The organism is Bounagaea algeriensis, assembly GCF_054491375.1.
This window is the reverse complement of sequence record NZ_CM137102.1, coordinates 998,970-1,019,300: the sequence shown is the minus strand read 5'-3', so window position 1 is coordinate 1,019,300 and position 20,331 is coordinate 998,970. Positions and strand designations below refer to the sequence as shown.

At 72.1% G+C, this 20,331-nt stretch carries 18 protein-coding genes; 12 read left to right on the top strand and 6 right to left on the bottom strand.

The features are described from left to right. Positions 1-6 precede the first annotated feature (6 nt). The 7 genes from ACVGV2_RS04665 (at position 7) to ACVGV2_RS04635 (ending at position 5,855) form a co-directional block, all read left to right on the top strand. Entirely contained in the window at positions 7-516 is a 510-nt protein-coding gene (locus ACVGV2_RS04665; protein WP_459164812.1) for a (2Fe-2S)-binding protein, read from the top strand. Next, positions 513-1,328 carry an FAD binding domain-containing protein gene (locus ACVGV2_RS04660; RefSeq protein ID WP_459164811.1) on the top strand — a complete coding sequence of 272 codons (816 nt, stop codon included), beginning with the start codon at positions 513-515 and terminating at the stop codon, positions 1,326-1,328. Before ACVGV2_RS04665 ends, ACVGV2_RS04660 begins: the two co-directional genes overlap by 4 nt. 252 nt (positions 1,329-1,580) lie before the next feature. Beyond that, complete coding sequence (locus tag ACVGV2_RS04655) at positions 1,581-2,486, top strand: DUF72 domain-containing protein (protein ID WP_459164810.1); 906 nt, start codon at positions 1,581-1,583, stop codon at positions 2,484-2,486. Positions 2,487-2,577: 91 nt separating this feature from the next. Further along, the gene (locus ACVGV2_RS04650; protein WP_459164809.1) at positions 2,578-4,044 is read left to right on the top strand and encodes an exonuclease domain-containing protein; all 1,467 of its coding nucleotides are present in this window, start codon (positions 2,578-2,580) and stop codon (positions 4,042-4,044) included. A 137-nt stretch (positions 4,045-4,181) separates the two neighbouring features. Beyond that, the gene (locus ACVGV2_RS04645; RefSeq protein WP_459164808.1) at positions 4,182-4,574 is read left to right on the top strand and encodes a VOC family protein; all 393 of its coding nucleotides are present in this window, start codon (positions 4,182-4,184) and stop codon (positions 4,572-4,574) included. Positions 4,575-4,756: 182 nt separating this feature from the next. After that, entirely contained in the window at positions 4,757-5,656 is a 900-nt protein-coding gene (locus ACVGV2_RS04640; protein WP_459164807.1) for a hypothetical protein, read from the top strand. A gap of 40 nt (positions 5,657-5,696) precedes the next feature. Further along, complete coding sequence (locus tag ACVGV2_RS04635; protein ID WP_459164806.1) at positions 5,697-5,855, top strand: hypothetical protein; 159 nt, start codon at positions 5,697-5,699, stop codon at positions 5,853-5,855. On the opposite strand, the gene ACVGV2_RS04630 is transcribed toward ACVGV2_RS04635, so the two are convergent. The 3 genes from ACVGV2_RS04630 to ACVGV2_RS04620 are packed head-to-tail and all read right to left on the bottom strand — an operon-like array spanning position 5,852 to position 10,122. Further along, positions 5,852-7,141 (bottom strand): MFS transporter, encoded by a 1,290-nt coding sequence (locus tag ACVGV2_RS04630; RefSeq protein WP_459164805.1) that lies wholly within the window; start codon positions 7,139-7,141, stop codon positions 5,852-5,854. The two genes, ACVGV2_RS04635 and ACVGV2_RS04630, sit on opposite strands and share 4 nt — an antisense overlap. Positions 7,142-7,195: 54 nt before the next feature. Next, on the bottom strand, positions 7,196-8,506 hold the full coding sequence (locus tag ACVGV2_RS04625) for an acyltransferase (protein ID WP_459164804.1): 1,311 nt from the start codon (positions 8,504-8,506) through the stop codon (positions 7,196-7,198). Beyond that, positions 8,503-10,122 (bottom strand): AMP-binding protein, encoded by a 1,620-nt coding sequence (locus tag ACVGV2_RS04620; RefSeq protein WP_459164803.1) that lies wholly within the window; start codon positions 10,120-10,122, stop codon positions 8,503-8,505. Before ACVGV2_RS04620 ends, ACVGV2_RS04625 begins: the two co-directional genes overlap by 4 nt. 605 nt (positions 10,123-10,727) lie before the next feature. On the opposite strand from ACVGV2_RS04620, the gene ACVGV2_RS04615 reads away from it, so the two are divergent. Next, positions 10,728-11,660, top strand: coding sequence for a bile acid:sodium symporter family protein (locus ACVGV2_RS04615; RefSeq protein WP_459164802.1), 933 nt, complete (start codon positions 10,728-10,730; stop codon positions 11,658-11,660). Between the two features lie 290 nt (positions 11,661-11,950). Then, complete coding sequence (locus ACVGV2_RS04610) at positions 11,951-12,571, top strand: hypothetical protein (protein WP_459164801.1); 621 nt, start codon at positions 11,951-11,953, stop codon at positions 12,569-12,571. Positions 12,572-12,621: 50 nt separating this feature from the next. On the opposite strand, the gene ACVGV2_RS04605 is transcribed toward ACVGV2_RS04610, so the two are convergent. Beyond that, positions 12,622-13,155: a GNAT family N-acetyltransferase gene (locus ACVGV2_RS04605; protein WP_459164800.1), complete on the bottom strand. Its 534-nt coding sequence runs from the start codon at positions 13,153-13,155 to the stop codon at positions 12,622-12,624. Between the two features lie 218 nt (positions 13,156-13,373). Here ACVGV2_RS04605 and gndA point away from each other — a divergent pair, with 218 nt between their 5' ends. After that, positions 13,374-14,831, top strand: a complete 1,458-nt coding sequence (gene gndA / locus ACVGV2_RS04600; protein ID WP_459164799.1) for an NADP-dependent phosphogluconate dehydrogenase — start codon at positions 13,374-13,376, stop codon at positions 14,829-14,831. 163 nt (positions 14,832-14,994) lie between these two features. Here gndA and ACVGV2_RS04595 read toward each other — a convergent pair whose 3' ends face one another. Next, on the bottom strand, positions 14,995-16,143 hold the full coding sequence (locus ACVGV2_RS04595) for a Rieske (2Fe-2S) protein (RefSeq protein ID WP_459164798.1): 1,149 nt from the start codon (positions 16,141-16,143) through the stop codon (positions 14,995-14,997). Between the two features lie 366 nt (positions 16,144-16,509). Beyond that, a complete protein-coding gene (locus ACVGV2_RS04590; RefSeq protein ID WP_459164797.1) occupies positions 16,510-17,484 on the bottom strand; it encodes an NYN domain-containing protein in 975 nt (324 codons plus the stop codon). Between the two features lie 341 nt (positions 17,485-17,825). Here ACVGV2_RS04590 and ACVGV2_RS04585 point away from each other — a divergent pair, with 341 nt between their 5' ends. After that, entirely contained in the window at positions 17,826-18,548 is a 723-nt protein-coding gene (locus ACVGV2_RS04585; RefSeq protein WP_459164796.1) for a TetR/AcrR family transcriptional regulator, read from the top strand. A 70-nt stretch (positions 18,549-18,618) separates the two neighbouring features. After that, on the top strand, positions 18,619-20,277 hold the full coding sequence (locus ACVGV2_RS04580; protein ID WP_459164795.1) for an ABC-F family ATP-binding cassette domain-containing protein: 1,659 nt from the start codon (positions 18,619-18,621) through the stop codon (positions 20,275-20,277). Positions 20,278-20,331: the final 54 nt, after the last annotated feature.

Here is a 20,331-nt window from a genome sequence, read left to right as displayed (position 1 = left end):
TTTTCCGTGCGCGTTTCCACCACCGTCAACGGCACACCACGCGAGCACGACGTCCAGGACCGGACGCTGCTGGTCAACTACCTCCGCGATGCCTGCGGGCTCACCGGCACCAACACCGGCTGCGACACGACCTCCTGCGGCGCGTGCACCGTGCTGCTGGACGGCGAGTCGGTCAAGTCCTGCACGGTGCTCGCCGCGCAGGCCGACGGCCGCGAGGTGACCACCATCGAAGGCCTCGCCGACGGCGAGCAGCTGCACCCGATGCAGCGGGCCTTCCAGGAGGAGCACGGCCTGCAGTGCGGCTTCTGCACCCCCGGCATGGTCATGGCCGGGGTGTCGCTGCTGCGGGAGAACGACGACCCCACCGAGCAGGACGTGCGCTCCGGACTGGAAGGCAACCTGTGCCGCTGCACCGGCTACCACAACATCGTGCGGGCCGTGCTCAGCGCGGCCCAGGACGGCGCCGCGGCCACCGCGACCCCGCAGGGCTCGGCGCGGACGGGAGGTGACGCATGATCCCCGCAGGATTCACCTACCGCCGGGCGAGCTCGGTGGACGAGGCGCTGAACCTGCTGTCCGAGCACGGCGACGACGCGAAGCTGCTCGCGGGCGGGCATTCGCTGCTGCCGCTGATGAAGCTGCGGCTGGCCGCGCCCGAGGTGCTCGTCGACGTGGGCGGCATCCGCGAGCTGTCCTACGTCCGGCGCGCGGACGGCGAGGTGCGCATCGGGGCGCTCACCCGGCACCACGATCTGGCCGCATCGGACGTGCTGCGGGCGGACGCGCCGCTGCTGGCCCACGCCGCGGGCACGATCGGTGATCCGCAGGTGCGCCACCGCGGCACGCTCGGCGGCTCGGTGGTGCACGGCGACCCGGCCTCGGACCTGCCCGCGGTGCTGCTGGCGATGCAGGCCGTGTTCGTCGCGCAGGGGCCGAACGGCACCCGCGAGGTCCCGGCGGCCGAGTTCTTCGCCGACTTCTTCGAAACGGCCGTCGGCGAGGACGAGGTGCTCACCGAGGTGCGGGTGCCGAACGCCGCGGGCCGGGCCTGGGACTTCCAGAAGTTCACGCGCCGCGCGATCGACTGGGCCGTGGTCGGCGTGGCCGTGTGCGGCGACCGCGTCGGGCTGGTGAACATGGGGCCGACACCGCTGCGCGCCGCGGGCGTGGAGCAGGCCCTGGCCGCGGGAGCGGGCCACGCGGAGGCGGCCGAACGCGCCGCCGAGGGCACCTCCCCGGCGGACGAGGCCGGCGCCAGCTCCGAGTACCGCGAGCACCTGGCGCGCGTGCTGGTGCGGCGCGCGCTGGACAACGCCGCGTCCGGCTGAGCACCGGGCCACCCGGGTCGGCACCGCCCGGCCCGGGTGGCCTCCGCCGGTGCGCGATGAGGACGTCCTCCCGTGCTGCACCGCGCGACTGCGTCTGCGTCTGCGACTGCGCATCATGGCGTCGAGTTGTGGCGCCCTGCGGTGCTGCCGCGCGCGATCGAATCACGCCCGGAGGGCGGACCGGGTACAACGGGCGCACCGCGCGGAGGGTGACGGCCCCTGCGGGCTCGGATCGCTACGGTGGGGGTGTCCATGGCCGCCGCGAAGCATCCCGCCGTCCGCATCGGCACGTCCGGCTGGGTCTACGACGAGTGGTACGGGGCGTTCTACCCCCGCGATCTGAAGCGCGGCGGCGAGCTGGCCCACCTGTCGCAACGTCTGGGCTCGGCGGAGATCAACGCGTCGTTCTACTCGCTGCAGAAGCCCGAAACCTACCGCAAGTGGGCCGAGCAGGTCCCCGCGGACTTCGTGTTCGCGGTCAAGGGCAGCCGGTTCCTCACGCACATGAAGAAGCTGCGCAACGTCGAGACGCCGCTGGCGAACTTCCTGGCTTCCGGCGTGCTGGCGCTGGGCGGCAAGCTCGGTCCGATGCTGTGGCAGCTGCCGTCGTCGCTGCCGTTCGAGGCCGAGCGGATGGCGGGGTTCTTCGAGCTGCTGCCGCGAAGCGCCGGCGAGGCCGCCGAAGTGGCCGCGCGCCACGACGAGCGGCTGCGGGGTCGCGCGCTGACCGAGGTGGACGACGCGGACCGGCCGCTGCGGCACGCCGTGGAGGTGCGGCACAGCAGCCACGCCACGGCCGAGGCGGTGCAGCTGCTGCGGGAGCACGACATCGGCCTGGTCATCGCCGACACCGCCGGGGAGTGGCCGTATCTCGAAGACGTCACCAGCGATTTCGTCTACGTGCGGCTGCACGGGGCGCAGGAGCTCTACGCCAGCGACTACGGACCGGCGGAGCTGGCGGAGTGGGCGCGGCGCATCCGCGCCTGGTGCGCCGGCGAGAACGGCGGCACCGAGCACGCGGTGGCGCCGGCGATGGAGCGCCGAGCCCGCGACGTGTACGTCTACTTCGACAACAGCATGCATGCGCACGCCCCGCTCGACGCGGTCGATCTGATCGAGCGCTGCGACGCCGGGTTTCCACCGACCGGAGGCTCATGAGCAACGACGTGACCGTGATCATCGGAGCGGGTGGCGGCGCGAGCCCGCCCGCCGGGCGAGCGCGCGTTGAGCGGTCCGATACCTTCGAGGGGTGATCACAGCGACGGAGTCGTGGGTGCAGGGCGACCTGCTGGCGCTCGATTTCGAAACGACCGGTACGGACACGGCCACCGACCGGATCGTCACCGGCACGGTCGTGTCCATCGTCGCCGGGCAAGCCCCGGACATCCGCACGTGGCTGGCCGCGCCCGGGGTGGACATCCCCGAGGAGGCGGCGGCCGTGCACGGCATCAGCACCGAGCACGCCGCCACCCACGGGCAGCCTCCCGCCGCGGTGCTCACCGAGGTGCTCAAGGCGCTGGCGCCGTGGTCGGACGCGGTGCCGCTGCTGGTGTTCAACGCGCCGTTCGACCTGTCGCTGCTGCACGCGGAGCTGCGCCGCCACCACGAGCGCGAGTGGGAGCCGGCCGGCCCGGTCGTCGACCCGCTGTGCCTGGGCCGGGCGATGCTGGGACCGAAGGGCAAGCGCACGCTCACCGCGCTGTGCGAGCACTACGGCGTCCAGCAGGAGCAGGCGCACAGCTCCGCCGGCGACGCGCTGTCCACGGCGCGGCTCGCGTGGAAGATGGCCAAGGCGCATCCGGACGAGATCGGCTACACCGCGCTGTCCACCCTGCACGAGCAGCAGACGGCGTGGTACCGCGAGCAGCAGCGCGGTTTCGCGGAGTTCCTCCAACGCAAGGCCACGCCCGGCAATCCCGAGGCGGAGCAGTTGCGGCAGCGCGCCGCGCAGGTGCGCGCCGAAGCGGACGGGTGGCCGTTGCTGACCGAAAAACCCGCCGTGCCGGTGGAGACCGAGCAGCCGCAGCACGTGTGGCTCGACGTGCCGTTCGCGGAGAAGGACGCGGCCAAGGCCGCGGGCGCCCGCTGGGACCGGCACGAGAAGCGCTGGTACGCACCGCGACCGGGCATGGCGGAATTGGCCGCGTGGGAGGCGCTCGAGGACGTCGACGACCTGCTGCCCGGTGAGGACCGCTCGTTCGGTTCCGGGCTGTTCGTCGACCTCGTGCCGTCGACCTGCTGGTTCACCAACGTGCGTTCCTGCGTCAGCGGCAAGGACTGGGAGCGGCTGCGGCGGATGATCACCCGGCGCGCCGAGCACCGCTGCGAGGTGTGCGGGCGCGGCCAGGACCGCGACAGCGGCCGGTGGCTGGAGGCGCACGAGCGCTGGTCCTACGACGATGCCGCGCGCACCCAGACGCTGCGGCGGTTGATCTGCCTGTGCACCGACTGCCACGCGGCGACGCACTTCGGCTACGCGCAGGTGCGCGGACGCGACGAGGAGGCGCTGCGGCACCTGTGCTCGGTGACGGGACTGTCCGAACAGGACGCGAACGAGCACGTCCAGGCGGCCTTCGAGCTGTGGAGCAAGCGCTCGGCGATCACCTGGGAGCTGGACCTGAGCATCCTCACCAACGTCGGTGTGACCATCACGCCACCCCCGCAGGCCGAGGACCGCGCCGAGATCGCCCACGAGGAACTCGACCGGCGGAACTGAGCCCGGGCCGCGGCCGCCGCGGGGGTGTACATTTCGCGCGAAATGCACACCCCCGCCGCTTGACATCGAGCGCGCTCGAAGTCCCACGCTCGATGCCGACAGCGTCTCTGTCTCTCGGCACAGCAGGAGGCCCCGCGATGACCGTCGAGCTCAATCACACGATCGTGCAGTCCCGGGACAAGGAATCCTCCGCCCGGTGGTTGGGTGACCTGCTCGGGCTGCAGGTCCAGCCGCAGTTCGGGCCGTTCATCCCGGTGCAGACGGGCAACGGCGTCACGCTCGACTACCGCGACACGGACGAAGAGATCGCCCCGCAGCACTACGCGTTCCTCGTGTCCGAAGCCGAGTTCGACACGATCTACTCCCGGCTGCAGCAGGCCGGGATCGCTTGCTACGCCGACCCGGCGCGCGAGAGCACCGAGAGCATCAACACGCGCGACGGCGGCCGGGGCACGTACTTCGACGATCCGAACGGCCACGTCATGGAAATCCTCACGCGTCCCTACGGCAGCGGCGAGCAACGCGCGTGAGCAGCCGCTGACCACGGCGGCACCGTCCGCTGACGCGCAGCTGCTCCGCGAGCGCGCCGACCGCGCCCGGCACCGCCGGATGCCCGCGAATGCCATGATGCGTGTGGATCACGTTCACCGGGGCGGCGTCGCTGCGGGGCTCCGGCGAACGCATCCGGCAGAAGCGGACGCGAGGAGTGATCATGCTCAGCGAGGACCAGCGGACCAGGCTGCGCGCGCTGTCCATCGGCGCGGCGCTCGTGTGGATCGCCTTAGGACTGATCAGCGGCTGGCCCGCGTGGGTGTGGATCGCGCTCGCGGTGGCCAGCGCGTTCGTGCCCACGATCGTCGCCTACGTGCAGGCCGAACGCGTGCTCCGCCGCAGCGGACGCGGCGCGCGCCGCCGCAGCGCCCGGCGGTCCCGCGCGGCCGAGGACTCCGACGAGGACTCCGACGGCGAGGGCGGCACGCTCAACGCGCAGGAGTCCGCCCCGGCGGCCGCGCTCGCCGCCGACCGCGCACCGGCCCCGCGTCGCGAGGCCACCGCGGCCGACCACGCGCTCGCGCTCGTCGCCGCCCTCCCCCCGTCCCAGCGGCACCGCTTCGCCCGCGACCTCGCCCGCCTGCTCGACGACAACGAGCTGCGCACCGCGGCCCGCGCCGTGCGCCAGGAACGCGCCGAAGCCGTCCGCCAGGAGGACGCGCGCCCCGCGCGCAGCGGCGCGACCGGCGCGTCCCGGGTCAGCGGCTCCCCCGACAGCGGGCCCCGCGGCAGCAGCTCCCCCAGCAACGGCTCCCCCAGCAGCGGCTCCCCCGGCACCGAATCCCGCAGCAGCAGCTCCCCCAGCAGCACCGGGTCCCGCAACGCAGGGGCGCACAGCGCAGGAGCTCGCAACGGCCCAGCGGTCCGCAGCAGCGGCCGGAGCATCGCCGAGGACGCCGATCCGGACGACGTCGTACTCGCAGGGGTCTCGCCGGAGAACCGCTCGGCGGTGGAGAACTTCCTCGATGCGCGCCCGCGCATCCACATGCCCGAGCCCCCTGCCGAACGCGTGCCCGCGCGCGATTCCCACGACGAGGCGGACGAGGACGACGACGGCTGAGCACGGCGGGACGACCGTTGTGACGCGGAGCGGGCAGCGGGTGGCCACGATCAGCCCCGCATCCCGGGCGAACGGGTTCGCGGTGCGGAAGGTGCTGCACCGCTGGCGCGAAAATCCTCCGGGGGATGCGGCGTTCGCCGAGCGAGTGGCGCAGGCGCGGCGGGCCACGAGCGGCGAAGACGCGGACCCGCTCGCCTAACGCGCAGCGGTGGTTTCGCTCCTCACCTGCGCGCTCACGTTCAGCCGCGAGGCCACCAGGCAGCCGATGGCCAGCAGCACCGCGGAGACGATGAACGGGACGACCCAGCTGCCCGTGCGGTCGACCAGCAGCCCGAAGAGCGCCGGCGAGAGCATGCCCGCCAGGCCGAACCCGGTGTTCATCACGCCGCCGGCTGTTCCGGCGTGCTCCGGTGCCATGTCCATGGCCGTGGCCCACAGCACGGGGTTGCAGATCTCCAGGAAGAAGAACGCCACCGCGAGGCACAGCGTGACGAGCACGAGGTCGTGCACGAGCAGGGTCGGGATGACGAACACGAACGAACCGGCCAGGCCGCCGACGAGGATGCGGCGCCGGGCGATGCGCGCGTCGCCGGTGCGGGCCAGCAGCCAGTCGGACAGCAGCCCGCCGACGGTGTCGCCGACGACGCCCGCCACCAGCACCAGCGAGGTGAACAGGGTGAACTTCTCGAGTTCGAGGTCGAAGCTGCCGGAGAAGAACGACGGGATCCACGTCAGGTAGATCCACAGCATCCAGCCGTAGCAGAAGTCCACGAACGTCAGCGGCAGCACGGTCGGCAGCAGGCGCCGCCACGGCGTTTTCGGCTTGGCGCTGCGCTGCTGCTCGGCGGGCAGCTCGTCCAGTTCCTCCTGCGTGACGCCGGGGTGGGCCGCGGGACGGTCCCGGTAGAACCACCACCAGATGACGACCCAGACGATGCTGGCCGCACCGAGGATCCAGAACGCCGCGCGCCAGTTCCACATGGCGATGATCGCGCCGACCAGCACCGGGGTGACGGCGTTGCCGATGCGGGAGAACGCGTGCGTGATGCCCTGTCCCCAGGAGCGGCGTTCGGGCGGCAGCCAGCGGGCCATGGCCTGCGTGGCCGAGGGGAACGAGGCGCCCTCACCGAAGCCCAGCGCCAACCGGGCGGCGAACAGGCTGATGATGCCGCCGGCGAACCCGGTGAGCACGGTGGACAGCGCCCAGACGATGCCGAAGATCCCGAGGATGCGGCGCGGCCCGAACCGGTCGGCCAGGATGCCGCCGAACGCCTGGAAGAACGCGTACGGCACGGCGAACGCGGACAGCGCGAGCCCGAACTGGGTGTTGTTCAGGCCGAGGTCCTCGCGGATCGCCGGGCCGGCGGCGGAGATGTTGACCCGGTCGACGTAGGTGATGAAGTACATGGCGCACAGCAGCGCCAACAGCCGACTGCGCACCTTCACCCGCGGCAACAGCGACCGCCGGGCACCGTTCGTTGGCAAGGGCGTTCCCATGGTGCTTCTTCGTCCTCGATCGTTGGGAATGGCCGAGCGGCGTCACCGCAGGAAGTGCCCCCAGGGCACGCGGGGACGCCCGGTCAGGACCTTGCTCGCGGGCAGACGCCGCAACACGTCCGCGAGCACCACGGTTCCGATGACCGTGGCCAGGTACAGCAGTACGACGGCGGGGACCACGCCGATCACTCCTGCCAGCGCCCGCGCCGGGATGACCAGGGCGATCAGCACGAGCGGGTGCGCGAGGAAGATCCCGAAGGAGCGGTCGGAGGCGTAGTCCACGATGCGCGAGGCGGTACCGCCGAGGCGACGCCGCGCCGCCCACCACGCGCCGGCCGCGTACAGCGCGGCGATGACCGCCACGAAGTACGGGATCACGAAGGGTTGGAACACGTGGCTGGCCAGCACCGGCGACTCGCCCCGCGCGACGATGGCGGAGTACGCGCCGACCGCCCAGGCCAGCGCCGCGACCAGCGCCGCGCCGATCCAGATGCCGTGGCGGCGCACCCACGCGTGCCACGCGTCGAAGTGCATCGCGATGACCGCGCCGAGCACCGTGTAGAACTGGTAGCCGAGGACCGTGACGTCCACGTTGTCCCACAGCCCGCGGGCGAACGGTGCGGTGATGACGCACCACGCCACGGCGATCTGCACGACGAGGCTGACCAGCAACACCCACCTGTGCCCGCCGGCGGTGGCGCGCAGCAGACCCACCAGCGCGGGGAACACGAGGTAGACCTGCAGCGTCACCAGCAGGAAGTACAGGTGGTACCAGCCGCTGCCGGTGGCCATGCCGGGCAGCAGCCCGCCGACGACGGCCTCGCCGAAGGTAACGTCGTCGCGCTCGGGCCAGGTGGCGACGAACCAGTACACCACCGTCCACACCACGTACGGCGCGGCGACCAGCGGGAACCTCTTGCGCCAGAACTTCACCGCGGGCAGCGGACGCCGCAGCGCCTGGTAGGTCAGCACGAACCCGGTGAGCGCGAAGAACGCCTCGCGGGTGAAGTGCAGCAGCGTCTGCGCCAGCTGTCCCGACCACAGCGGCAGCAGCGCCACGGCGCTGAGCGTGTGCACCAGGATCACGGCGGCGAAGGTCAGCAGCCGGAACAGGTCGATCTGGTACAGGTGTCCGTGTCCGCCCGACTTGCCGGATCCCGCGGAGCCCGATCCCGCGGATCCGGGCTGTGCTGCCTCGGGGCCCGCAGCGGCGGCAGGCCCCGTGGCTGCGGAGGAGCCCGTGGTCGCCGATCCCGCGGCTGCGGGGGCCGCCTCGTCCTCGGGAGCGGTCGCCGCGGGGGCCGCTTCGTTGCCGGAACCGGCCGCGGCCCGCTCGGTGCTGCGCGCGCTCATGTCGGAACGGAGGTCGGTTCGTGCAGGCGGTGGCGCTGCACCTTGCCGGTGGACGCGCGCGGGAAGTCCGGCACGAGCCGGATCTCCTCCGGTTGCTTGAAGCGGCTCAGCCGCTCGGCGCACCGCGCGTTCAACCGCTCCACGACCGCGTCGCGCCCGGCCTGCTCGTCGGGCATTTCCTCCGGGATGACGTGCGCGACCGGCACGGCCCCCAGCACCTCGTGGCTCTTGCCGACCACGGCGACCTCGTGCACCTGCGGGTCCGCCAGCACGACTTCCTCGATCTCGCGCGGGTAGATGTTCTCCCCGCCGCGGTTGATCACGTCGTCGGCGCGGCCGACGAGGTAGACGAAGCCGTCGGTGTCGGTGTAGCCCACGTCGCGGGTGTCCAGCCAGCCGTCGGCGTCGAAGCGCTCGGCGGCGCGCCCGCCGACGTAGCCGGTGATCACGCCGCTGCCGCGGATCCACACCTCGCCGACCTCGCCGACGGGCAGGACCTCGCGTTCGGCACCGCGCACCTCCAGCTGCACACCCACCGGTCGGCCGCAGGAGCCTTCGGGGGCGCTGCCGTCCAGCGGGGTGGCGGTGATCTGGCTGGCCGCTTCGGTCATCCCGTAGCTCTCGACCACGGGTGCGCCGATGTGCTGGCTGATCCGGTGCCGCACGGCGGTCGGCAGCGGTGCCGAGGCGGAGCGGACGAACCGCAGGCGCGGCGGCCGCGCGGGCACGGGCTCCTCGGAGAGGATGGTCAGGATCGCGGGGACCGCGTTGATCCAGGTGACGTCCAGGGCGGCCATCCGCTCCCAGAAGCCGTGCCGCTGGAACCGCTCGTCGAGCACGAGGCAGGCCCCGGCGTGCAGGCTGGCCAGCAGTGCGACGACCTCGGCGTTGATGTGGAACAGCGGCAGCGAGTTGTAGCCGCGGTCGGCTTCGGTCAGCCCGTTGTGCGCGGCGATGGCCGCCGCCACGTGCAGCAGCCGGTGCTCGGACAGCTCCACCGCCTTCGGCGCGCTCGTGGAGCCGGAGGTCACCAGCAGTGCCGAGCCGGTGGCCCCGGCCGCGTCAGCGGCGGATCCGGCCGCGTCAGCGGCGGATCCGCGGACGTCAGCGGCGGTTTCGGTGGACTCGGCGGAGTCGGTCGGCCCGGTGGGATCGGTGGTCCCGGCAGGATCGATGTCGTGCCCGCCGGCGGGCCCGTCGACGTCCACGGTCAGGGCGGGCAGGCCGTACTCCTCGAAGCGCTCCTGCCGATCGGTGATCGCCAGGCACGGCTCGGCGGCCGCCGTGTCGCGGTGGACCTCGGCGATGGGGGCCTTCGGGTTCACCGGCACGGCACAGCGTCCGGAGGCGATGAGTCCCAGGTAGGCGCCGGCGAAGGCGAGGGGGTTGACCACGTCCACGAGGACGCGGCCACCGCCGGGCACGCCCGCGCCCGTCAGCGCGCGGTCGTAGCGCTGCACCAGGTGGTGGACACCGGTGTAGCTCAGCCGACGCCCGCTGCGCGCGTCCTGCAGGAACGTCGCCTCCGCGCGTGCGCGCGCCCTCCGGGCGAGAAGCCGGGCGAGCGGACGGGGGAGTTTCTCGTCACCGCTCTCCGCTGAATGCTGGTCAGTCACTGCGTCGATCCTGTTTCGTCACTCGGTTAGCACGGATGGACGGGAACACTCCCCGAAACGAACACACGCCAATCTTCTATTTCACACCCTCAGTAACAGGCGTGCCCGCAAATCGTGCGACAGCGTTGCACCGTTCGAGGGGCGAGCCGGTCTGCAGCACCCGCAGAACGCTAACAGACCGTCGCGCGGCCGCGGCGAACCCTTCCGGATCCCCCGCCTTTCCACCGAACGAAACACGAGCACTGCCCCGCATTTCTGCCTTTTCGGCACGGGCAGCGCATTCCGGTCGACCGGAACGGCCGATTCATTCTCCGATGTGCGGATTGCCAGAATTCCGGACGGGTGCCGCCGGGGCACTTCAGGCGCCGGGGCGCCTCGCGATTTTCCGCGCTTTTCGCCGACCGTATCGGAACGATCACAGCGCGCAACATCGCGCCGGATCCCGCCCCACCCCTACCCGAGGATTCCCCGCGACGCACCGCCGTGCGGCAACAGCGAGGTCACGACCACCACACACCGGTAGCTGTCCCGCAATTCGGGCGCGTAGTCTCACTCGGTCGGACGTTGTGGGCGTCGGGAGGACCGCTGTGCGACAGATCAAAGCAGTGAGCGACTTCGTGGGCCGCTGGTTCGCACCGATCGTGCTCGTGGCCGGGGCGATCGCGCTCACCGCGCCGGGGGCGTTCGGCGCGCTCGAGCCGGCCGTTCCCTGGCTGCTCGCGCTGATCATGTTCGGCATGGGCATGACGCTGCGCGCCACCGACTTCGGCTACGTCGTCCGCAGGCCCGGCGCGTTCCTCATCGGACTGGCCGCGCAGTTCGTCGTCATGCCCGGCCTCGGATGGATCGTCGCCACCGCGCTGCAACTGCGGCCGGAGCTGACCACCGGCGTGCTGCTCGTCGCCTGCTCCCCTGGCGGCACGGCCTCGAACGTCATGGTCTACCTCTCCCGCGGCGACACCGCCCTGTCCGTCGCGATGACCTCGGTGTCCACGCTCGTCGCGCCGCTTGTCACACCGTTGCTGGTGCTCGGGCTGGCCGGCCGCTACCTCGAGGTGGGCTTCGCCGACCTGTTCACGTCGATCCTGCAGGTGGTGCTGCTGCCGGTGCTGCTCGGCGTGCTCGTGCGCCGCTTCGCCGCTCCGGTCGTCGACCGGGCGCAGCCAGCTCTGCCGCTGGTCAGCGTCCTCGGCATCACGCTCGTGGTGATGGCCGTGGTCGCCGGCAGCGCAGCCGATCTCGTCTCGGTCGGACTCGCCGCGCTGATCGCCGTGGTGCTGCACAACTGCCTCGGCCTCGCCGTCGGCTACGGCGCCGCGCGGGTGTGCGGGCTGGACGAACCCGCCCGCCGCGCGGTGAGCATCGAGGTCGGCATGCAGAACTCGGGGCTTGCCGCGACTCTGGCGACCACGCACTTCAACCCGGTCACCGCGCTGCCCGCCGCGATCTTCTCGGTGTGGCACAACATCTCCGGCTCGCTCGTGGCCGGGTACTGGGCGCGCCGCGCGGACGAGGCCGAAGAGCAACCCGCGAGCTGAGCACGGGGCAACTGCAACGCCGCGAGTCCAGGTCGTGGCCGCTGATCGTTTCGCCGGCGGTGTCCGCGAGGGGTTCCCTTGCGTGCACGTGTCGGCGGGTTCCAGCTACGTGTTCGCGCTCTGTGCCGTGAAGTTGCGGTGCCACCGGCATATGACCGTGCGACCTGGCCACGAGCAAGATCATCGGCTGGTGCCCTCGATGCCGACGGGACAGAACACCCGCGATCGGTGATCGGATAATCTGGCGGGCGCCGCCCCGCAGGACAACAGGCCCCAGGAGTGCACCAGCGATGACCGACGCCCTGTCTCTGACGCAGCTTCGCGATGCGGTCGACCGGACAGTCGCTGCTGGTGCGGCACGCGTCACCCTGCACCTGGACTTCGCGCAGAACCGGGCGAAATTCGACGCCGCAGTACCGCGACGCCGCGGGATCCTGCCCGCCCTCACCAGGGCGATCATCCGTCGTCTGCCCAAGGGCCTGGATGCCGAAGGATTCCTCGATCTCGCAGGACGCCGCGCCATGTTCGACGAGGGCCGCCTCGCGCTGCTGCAACTCGAAGACCGGGTGTGGACTGGTCGCCCTGGACGCACGCTCGATTCCCTCGACGCCGAAGCACCACCGCAGTTCGTCACCCCGCTGTGGCTGTTCGACACGCTCACCGATGTCACGGCGCTGGAGGACCACGGGGTCGATGACGGCCCGACGCGGCCATGGCGACACATCACCGCCCGGACAACCGCGCAGGGCAACGACGAAACGGTCGAGGTGTGGCTCGACGACACGCACATCCGACGGCTCCGGCTCGGAAGGGACACGACGACCATGACGCTGAACGAGTTCGGCGTCGATGCCGACGAGCTGGATTGGACGCGTCTGCCGAGCTACCAAGCAAACGCCGGCACGTCCTGATCTGACACGACCACCCCGCAGGTGTTCTCGCCGAATCCGTGCAGGGCCGCTCAGCGCAGCCGGGCGAGCATCACGAGCTCGGACCCGGAACGCCCGCGCACCTGCTGGCCGGTCGGTTCGAAACCGCACTTGCGGTAGGCCCGCTGCCCCGCACGGTTGTCGGCGTGCACGGTCAGCACGACCACGGCCGCGTCGGGGAACCGCGAGCGCGCCAGTTCGACCGCGGTCCGGGTCGCCGCCGTGCCGATCCCCCGGCCCTGCCACCGCGCGTCGACGACGAAGCCCCGCAGCAGCACGTGCGGCTCCCGGCACACCGCGGGGCTGGCGGCGCCCGGGTGGAGCGCGCCGATGCCCGCCACGGTGGCTTCGGCGGCGTCCTGCTGCTCGACGAGGATCGCGAACGTCCGCCGCGCCGGGTTGTCCTCGCCCTTGCGCAGGACGACCTCCGGCGGCAGGCAGAAGCGCTCCTGCTCCCGGGCCAGCTGCACGGTTGGAAGCATTTCGGCCAGCCGTGCCCGATGCACGGGCCCGACCTCGTCGAGCAGCACCGTCTTGACCCCGTTCACCCGCGTGCGAGTCCGCATCGGACGAAGATAGCGCGGCACGGGTAGCGCCCCCACCGCCGCCTCACCGCAGACCCGCACCACCCCCGAGTCCGGCCCTGCCCCAGTTCACCGGTCCTGCCCCAGTTCACCGGTCCTGCCCGTGGAGCCCCGCCAGCGCGATGCGGCATGCGCGCACGGCGCAGAACCGGTGTACTCGCCGGGGAAGACTGTCGCACCGACCAGGACGCAGGTGAGCTATGGGTTCCCCCTCGAACACGGGACAGGCGCAGATCGGCGTGACCGGTCTGGCGGTGATGGGCCGCAACCTCGCCCGCAACTTCGCCCGCAACGGCTACGCGGTGGCCCTGCACAACCGCACCCCGGCACGCACCCGCGAGCTCGTTGACGAGTTCGGCCACGAGGGCCGGTTCGTGCCGACCGAATCCCCCGCCGAGTGCGTGGCCGCGCTGCAACGCCCGCGGCGGCTGGTCACCATGGTCCAGGCCGGCCCCGCGACGGACACGGTGATCACCGAGTTCGCCTCGCACATGGACGAGGGCGACATCATCGTCGACGCGGGCAACGCGCACTTCGCCGACACGATCCGCCGCGAACGGGCGCTGGCCGAACGCGGCATCCACTTCGTCGGCACCGGGGTCTCCGGCGGCGAGGAGGGAGCGCTGCACGGTCCGAGCATCATGCCTGGCGGTTCGGAGCAGTCCTGGCGGACGCTCGGCCCGATGCTGGAGGCGGTCGCAGCACGCGCACCCGACGGCAGCCCCTGCGTGACGCACGTCGGCCCGGACGCGGCTGGGCACTTCACCAAAATGGTCCACAATGGAATCGAGTACGCCGACATGCAGCTCATCGCCGAGGCCTACGATCTGCTGCGCCGAGGTGCCGGCATGTCCTGCGAGCAGATCGCCGAGGTCTTCCGCGAGTGGAACCGGGGGCGGTTGGACTCCTTCCTCATCGACATCACCGCCGAGGTCCTCGCCCACCGCGACCCCGAAACCGGCGCACCGTTCGTGGACGTGGTGCTGGACCGGGCCGAGCAGAAGGGCACCGGCCGCTGGACGGTGCGCCAAGCGCTCGACCTCGGCGTGCCCGTCAACAGCATCGCCGAGGCCGTGTTCGCCCGCTCCCTGTCCGGCCACACCGATCAGCGCGACGCGGCGCGCGGCCTGCCGGGGCCGCAGGCCACAGTGGACGCGGGCACCGCGCAGCAGCTGGCCGAGGACACCGAAAAGGCGCTGTACGCATCGAAGATCGTCGCCTACGCGCAGGGCTTCCACCAGATAGCCGCCGGCAGCGCGGAGAACGAGTGGAACATCGACCGCGGCCGCGTCGCAGCGATCTGGCGCGCCGGTTGCATCATCCGGGCCCGGTTCCTCGACGACATCCGAGCGGCCTTCGACGCCCGTCCGGACCTGGCGAGCCTGCTGGGCGACCCGTCCTTCGCGGCCGCGTTGTCCGAAGCACAGGAACCCTGGCGCCGCGTGGTGTCCACATCGGCCACTCTGGGCATCCCCACACCCGGTTTCTCGGCCGCGCTGGCCTACTACGACGCCCTCCGGGCCGACCCGCTGCCGGCGGCGCTGACGCAGGCGCAGCGCGACTTCTTCGGCGCGCACACCTACCGCCGCACCGACCGCGAAGGCACCTTCCACACGCGCTGGGCCGAGCAGGGCCGCCCCGAGGAACGCGTGGACTGACGCGGCGCACCCGCCCGGTCGAGCGGCGGGTGCGAAGCCCGGGCCCCGGGGCTCCGGTGCACAACCGCGCCGTCTCGCGCGCCACCGGCTGCGCCGCGGCCGGCTACGACCGCGGTGCAGCGGTCCCTCCCGGGCGGGCCGGTCCGGAGCACCGGTGGATCCTTCAGCTGGGGCAGCCGGCCTCGATCCAGGCGCGGAATCGCTGCACGTGCTCGGCCGACCAGGCTTCGTCGCAGGGCATGTCGCCCGCGGCGAGCCGCTGGTGGATGTTCTCGGCGTTGGCGCGCACGTCCTGGTAGGAGGACAGGTCGAAAGCACCCGACATGGCCTCGACGTCCTCCGCGCGGAACAGCGGCCGGATGTCGCGTTCGAAACTCGGCTGCTGGATCGCGGTTCGCCCGCCTTCGGTCGCGACCTCCCCGGTGGGGCGGCGGACGTCCGAGCGGGCGCGGCGCAGTTCGATCGTGCCGTCCCGGACCCGCGCCTCGTACGTCATCTGCGGGAACACCGCGGGTCCTTCGACGACCCCGCCGGTGCGCACGTCGAACCGTGAGCCGTGCCAGGGGCAGGTCACCACGTCACCACTGCGCTCGCCGGACGCGAGCGGTCCGCCGAGGTGGCTGCACGTGTTGGCGATGGCGCACGGCTCCCCCGCCCGATCGCGGGTGAGCAGCACCGGGAAGCCGTCGACGTCGACCGCGCGCATCGACTCCGCGGACAGCTCGCTCTCGCTGAGCACCGGGGTGAAATCGGCCGGCGCGCTGCGGGCGGTGAAGGCGCTCCGATTCACGCGCACACCCAGGCCGAAGCTGAGCTCTCCCCCGAGGTGGGCCGCCAGCCCCGACAAGCCCAGACCGGTCGCGCTCAGCACGCGGCCGCTGCGGCGACGACCTCGCGCCCGCTGCACCAGCGCGGCGACGGTGCAGCCGAGACCGACCATGTTGAGGAACGCGTGCAGGGTGGCGATCCGCCGCTCCTGCCCCTTCAGGTCCCGCCAGTCACCCGTGCCGGTCACCGCGGCCGGCAACGCGCCGAGGGTGCCGATCGTCAACGCGGCATCGGCGGCGCGCTCAACCGCGGGATCAGCGCGGAAACCCCCGTACGTGTCCAGCACGAACGCGCTGGTCCACGATCCGAGCGGAACATCGGTCAGCGCCGCGTGCAGCGGAACGCCCAACCAGGTCCCGTCCGACACGTCGTGCAGCCGTCGAATTCGCCTGAACCGCTCGCGGACGCCCGGCTGCACCTTGTCGGCCAGCCGGTCCAGCCACGGCTGGGAATCAGCGAGCCGTCTCGCCAGTCTCAGGGACATGCCACACCCACCTCGTGTCGGACCGCCAGCCGCCTGGCCGCGGGGAGCTCTCCGGCACTGCCCGGTTGCTCGTGCAGCGCGCAGGCCGTGCAGGATCTTCAGTGCCACCCGGTCGCGATCCGGCCCAGCCCGTCGAGGGCCACTCTAAGCCGCACCGGCGGTGCGCACCTGTTGGCAGGCTCAGCCGCGCGGGGGTCGTACCGGCTGTTCGGGTTCGCGCGGGCAGGCGGGGCTCCGCGCCCAACGTGCCGGGCACGCAACGTGCCGGCTTCCCGCGGCGCGGGCTTCTCGGCGTGCGGGCTTCCCGGCGTGCGGATTTCTCGGCGCGCGGATTTCTCGGCTTGCGGGCTTTTCGAGGTGCAGGTCTCACGTGCGCGGGCTGTGGTCGACGTGGTGCCAGAAGCGCGCGCGGAGCTGATGCCGAACCTTGTCGGAGAGGTCGTAGATGCCCAGGGCGTCGGAGAGGTCCAGCAGCAGCGCGCGATCGACGTCCTGCGGGATCGAGGGCCGGTTCGCCCGGAGGTCGAAGTGGCGGTCTGCCGTGCCGTCGAGCCAGGTGGCCAGAACCCGTTGCGCCACGCGGTCAATCGTTTCGGACAGTTCACCCTCGTCCGGAACTTCGGAGACCTCCGCGCCCCCGTCAGTGCTGCTGGAGTACACGACCCTTTCAGCGGCATCGCCCGCGTCCGGTGCGGCAGGCCGGGCGGCCGCGGCACCCCGGCTCCGCTGGGCGAGCCAAGCGGGCGAGGGGACGGGGGCTCGCGATTCCGCGGCGGCAGGGGCGGCGGGACCACCCCGCCGCGGCGTGACCGCAGCGTCGAAAGCATCCACGTCCAACAGCTCCAGCCCGTCCGCCGCGGCCTGCAGGTGCCTGCTGACGCCGCGCGGATTCCCCTCGGTGGTGGGCACGCCCAGGACCATGACCTGCACCCCGTGGGCCTGGGCTTCCTCGACCGCCTCGGTGAGGTCGTCATCGCCGGAGACGAGGTACATCACCTCCACACCCGCGGTACGCGCGTGCGCGACCAGATCGAGCCCGATGCGCAGGTCCACGCCCTTCTGCTCACCGTCGACCCCGATCCGCCCGAGCCGGAGCTTCACGCGCGGCAGCAGCCCGATCGCCTCCTGCGTCTGGTCCGGCATGCCGTGGCGCGCCGAGTCGTACCAGTGCACCCGCAGCAGCGGCAGCTGCGCGTGACTCGTGGCGTGCGCGGTCAGAGTCTCGACGAGGCGCTCGTGGTCGGCCCGGATGCTCCCCCGCAGGGACGTTCCGGTGACCCGCGTAGCTGCCGCTGCCAGCAGGTAGCCGGCGTCGACGTAGACCGCACAGTGCGATCGCATGGTGATGTTCCCCCACTGCTCCTCGGCGGCAACGAAGCTCCTCGGCGTCAACGAACCGAACGTGCCATCAGTATCGCCTGCGGTCTCCCCGCCCCTGCACCGGCCGGGTCAGTGCAGGTGCCGCCACCGAGCGTGCACGCGGGCCGAGAACGTCGAACGCAGTGAGCCCCACCAGCGCGGCAGTCCTCGGGCATGACGAGCCCGGGCATGAAGTCGATGTCTTCTTCGGTCGAGTTGATGACCTGGCGAAAGCCGACGGCAACGAGCGCGAGCGCCCGCCCACCCGCGCGCTGGTGAGCGCAGCGCCGACTGACTATCACAGCTGTGATAGTCTCCTGGGCGTGTCCACCTCCACCACTGCCGCGTCCGCCACCGCGAAGACGCGCATCCTCGAGGCCGTCCTCCGCCTCGTCGTCCGCGGCGGGATCGCCGAGGCGTCGCTGCGCAAGGTCGCCGAGGAAGCCGGCATCAACATCGGCTCGGTGCGGCACTACTTCGGCAGCGCCGAGAGCCTGATGACCGCGGCGGCCGAGGAGGTCGGTGCGCGCATGGCGCAGCGGCTCGACGAAGCCCTGCCGCCGGGAGCGGACGCACAACCGGCCGGATTCGAGCACCCGGCCGACTCCGCGGGCCCGATCGGACTCGGGGACGCGGCCGAGCCCGGCAACGATGCCGAATCCGGGAACGGCGCCGCCCCGGGGCGCCCGGCCGGGTTCGGGGACGCGGAGGTTCGGCGCGAGCGGCTCGAGGCCGTGTGCCGGGCCGTGCTGCCGCTGGCGGAATCGGACCGCGCCGAACTGGTCGTGCTCGTCGAGCTGATCACGGCTGCGCGGCTGCGCCCGGAGTTCCGACCGATCGCCGTGCGCATGGGCGAGGACCTGCGCGCGGTCCTGCGCCAGGCCCTGCGCACGGCGCACGTGCCCGACGCCGAGGTCGAGGCCGAACGGCTGCACGCCGTGATCGGCGGGCTCACCTTCGAGCTCGTCTATCCGCACGGACCTGCCGACGGCGACGCGGCGCTGGAAGTGCTGCGCAAGCACATCGCCGAACTCGTCCCCGCATGACCCGAACTCGTCCCCGCACGACCCGGCGGCGGGAACGAGCCGCCGTCCCGACTTCTCCCAGGAGAACCCCGTGGGCCACATCGCCGTGCAGAACGCGCACCACGTCCTGCCGGACGGGCGCGTGCTCTTCGACGACGTCTCGTTCCGCGTGGGCGAAGGCGCCAAAGCCGCCCTGATCGGCGCGAACGGCAGCGGCAAGTCCACCTTGATCCGGCTGCTGACCGGCGAGACGGCCCCCGCCGGCGGCGCCGTCACCTGTTCCGGCGGTCTCGGCGTCATGCCGCAGTTCATCGGCCACGCCCGCGACGGCGAGACCGTGCAGGACCTGCTGGTGTCGCTGTCCGGAACACGGCTGCGCACGGCGGCGCGGCGACTGGAACGGGCCGAGGAGCGCGCGATCGAGAACGCGGACGACGCCACGCAGATGGCCTACGCCGAAGCGCTCGCCGAGTACGCCGACGCCGGCGGGCACGACGCCGAGGTGCGCTGGGACCACTGCTGCACGGCGGCCCTCGGCCTGCCCTACGACCGGTGCCGCTTCCGCGAGCTGCGGCGGCTGTCCGGCGGGCAGCAGAAGCGGCTCGCGCTGGAGCACTTGCTGCGCGGCCAGGACCGGGTGCTGCTGCTCGACGAACCGGACAACTACCTCGACGTGCCCGGCAAGGAGTGGCTGGAGCAGCGGCTGCGGGAAACACCGAAGACCGTGCTGTTCGTGACCCACGACCGGGAGCTGCTGCACCGCACGGCGGACCGCATCGTCACCGTCGAACTCGGCGCGGCCGGCAACCGCGCGTGGGTCCACGGTGGAGGGTTCGCCAGCTACGACCAGGCCCGCGAGGACCGCCTGTCGCGGTTGGCGGAATCGCGGCGCCGCTGGGAGGAGGAGCGCGCGAAACTGCGGCGGCTCGTCGCCGAGCTCAAGCAGAAGGCCTCGTACAACGACGACATGGCCGCCCGCTACCAGGCCGCGCGCACGCGGCTGCAACGGTTCGAGGAAGCCGGCCCGCCGGAGGATGTCCCGCGCACGCAGCAGGTGCGGATGCGGCTGCGCGGTTCTCGGACCGGGCGCCGCGCGGTGGTCTGCGCAGACCTCGCGCTCGACGGGTTGACCGGAGCTTTCGACGCGGAGTTCCGCTACGGCGAACGGATCGCCGTGCTCGGCGCGAACGGCACCGGAAAGTCGCACTTCCTGCGGTTGCTCGCCCGCGGCGGCAGCGATCCCCGGACGGTCGTCGAGGGGGCGAGCGAGCCGGTCGGCCACAGCGGCAGCGCACGTCTGGGCGCGCGGGTGGTGCCGGGCATGTTCGCGCAGACGCACGAGCATCCGGAGTTCCGCGGGGTGCGGCTGCTGGAACTGCTCACCGGCGGCGGTCCGAACCGCTCCGGGGTGGAACGCGAGCAGGCCCACCGGGCACTGGCGCGCTACGACCTCGTGCACGCCGCGCAGCGGCCGTTCGACACGCTCTCCGGGGGCCAGCAGGCCCGGCTGCAGATCCTGCTGCTCGAACTGGAGGGCGCCAACCTGCTGCTGCTCGACGAGCCCACGGACAACCTCGACCTGCTCTCGGCCGAGGCGCTGCAGGCAGGGCTCGAGCAGTTCGCGGGCACCGTGCTCGCCGTGACGCACGACCGCTGGTTCGCCCGCTCGTTCGACCGGTTCCTCGTCTTCCACGGCAACGGGCACGTGCGCGAGAGCGCCGAGCCGGTCTGGCACGACCCGGCCGGCTGACGCGCTCGTCGCATTTCGGACCCGCCCACCGGCCGCAGCCATCCACCGGCCGCA

Bases quoted from the DNA above. Each gene is read 5' to 3' on its own strand.
- ACVGV2_RS04660 (WP_459164811.1), top strand. From the start codon at position 513: ATGATCCCCGCAGGATTCACCTACCGCCGGGCGAGCTCGGTGGACGAG.
- ACVGV2_RS04655 (WP_459164810.1), top strand. From the start codon at position 1,581: ATGGCCGCCGCGAAGCATCCCGCCGTCCGCATCGGCACGTCCGGCTGG.
- ACVGV2_RS04645 (WP_459164808.1), top strand. From the start codon at position 4,182: ATGACCGTCGAGCTCAATCACACGATCGTGCAGTCCCGGGACAAGGAA.
- ACVGV2_RS04640 (WP_459164807.1), top strand. From the start codon at position 4,757: ATGCTCAGCGAGGACCAGCGGACCAGGCTGCGCGCGCTGTCCATCGGC.
- ACVGV2_RS04625 (WP_459164804.1), bottom strand. From the start codon at position 8,506: ATGAGCGCGCGCAGCACCGAGCGGGCCGCGGCCGGTTCCGGCAACGAA.
- ACVGV2_RS04610 (WP_459164801.1), top strand. From the start codon at position 11,951: ATGACCGACGCCCTGTCTCTGACGCAGCTTCGCGATGCGGTCGACCGG.
- ACVGV2_RS04605 (WP_459164800.1), bottom strand. From the start codon at position 13,155: ATGCGGACTCGCACGCGGGTGAACGGGGTCAAGACGGTGCTGCTCGAC.
- gndA (WP_459164799.1), top strand. From the start codon at position 13,374: ATGGGTTCCCCCTCGAACACGGGACAGGCGCAGATCGGCGTGACCGGT.
- ACVGV2_RS04595 (WP_459164798.1), bottom strand. From the start codon at position 16,143: ATGTCCCTGAGACTGGCGAGACGGCTCGCTGATTCCCAGCCGTGGCTG.
- ACVGV2_RS04590 (WP_459164797.1), bottom strand. From the start codon at position 17,484: ATGCGATCGCACTGTGCGGTCTACGTCGACGCCGGCTACCTGCTGGCA.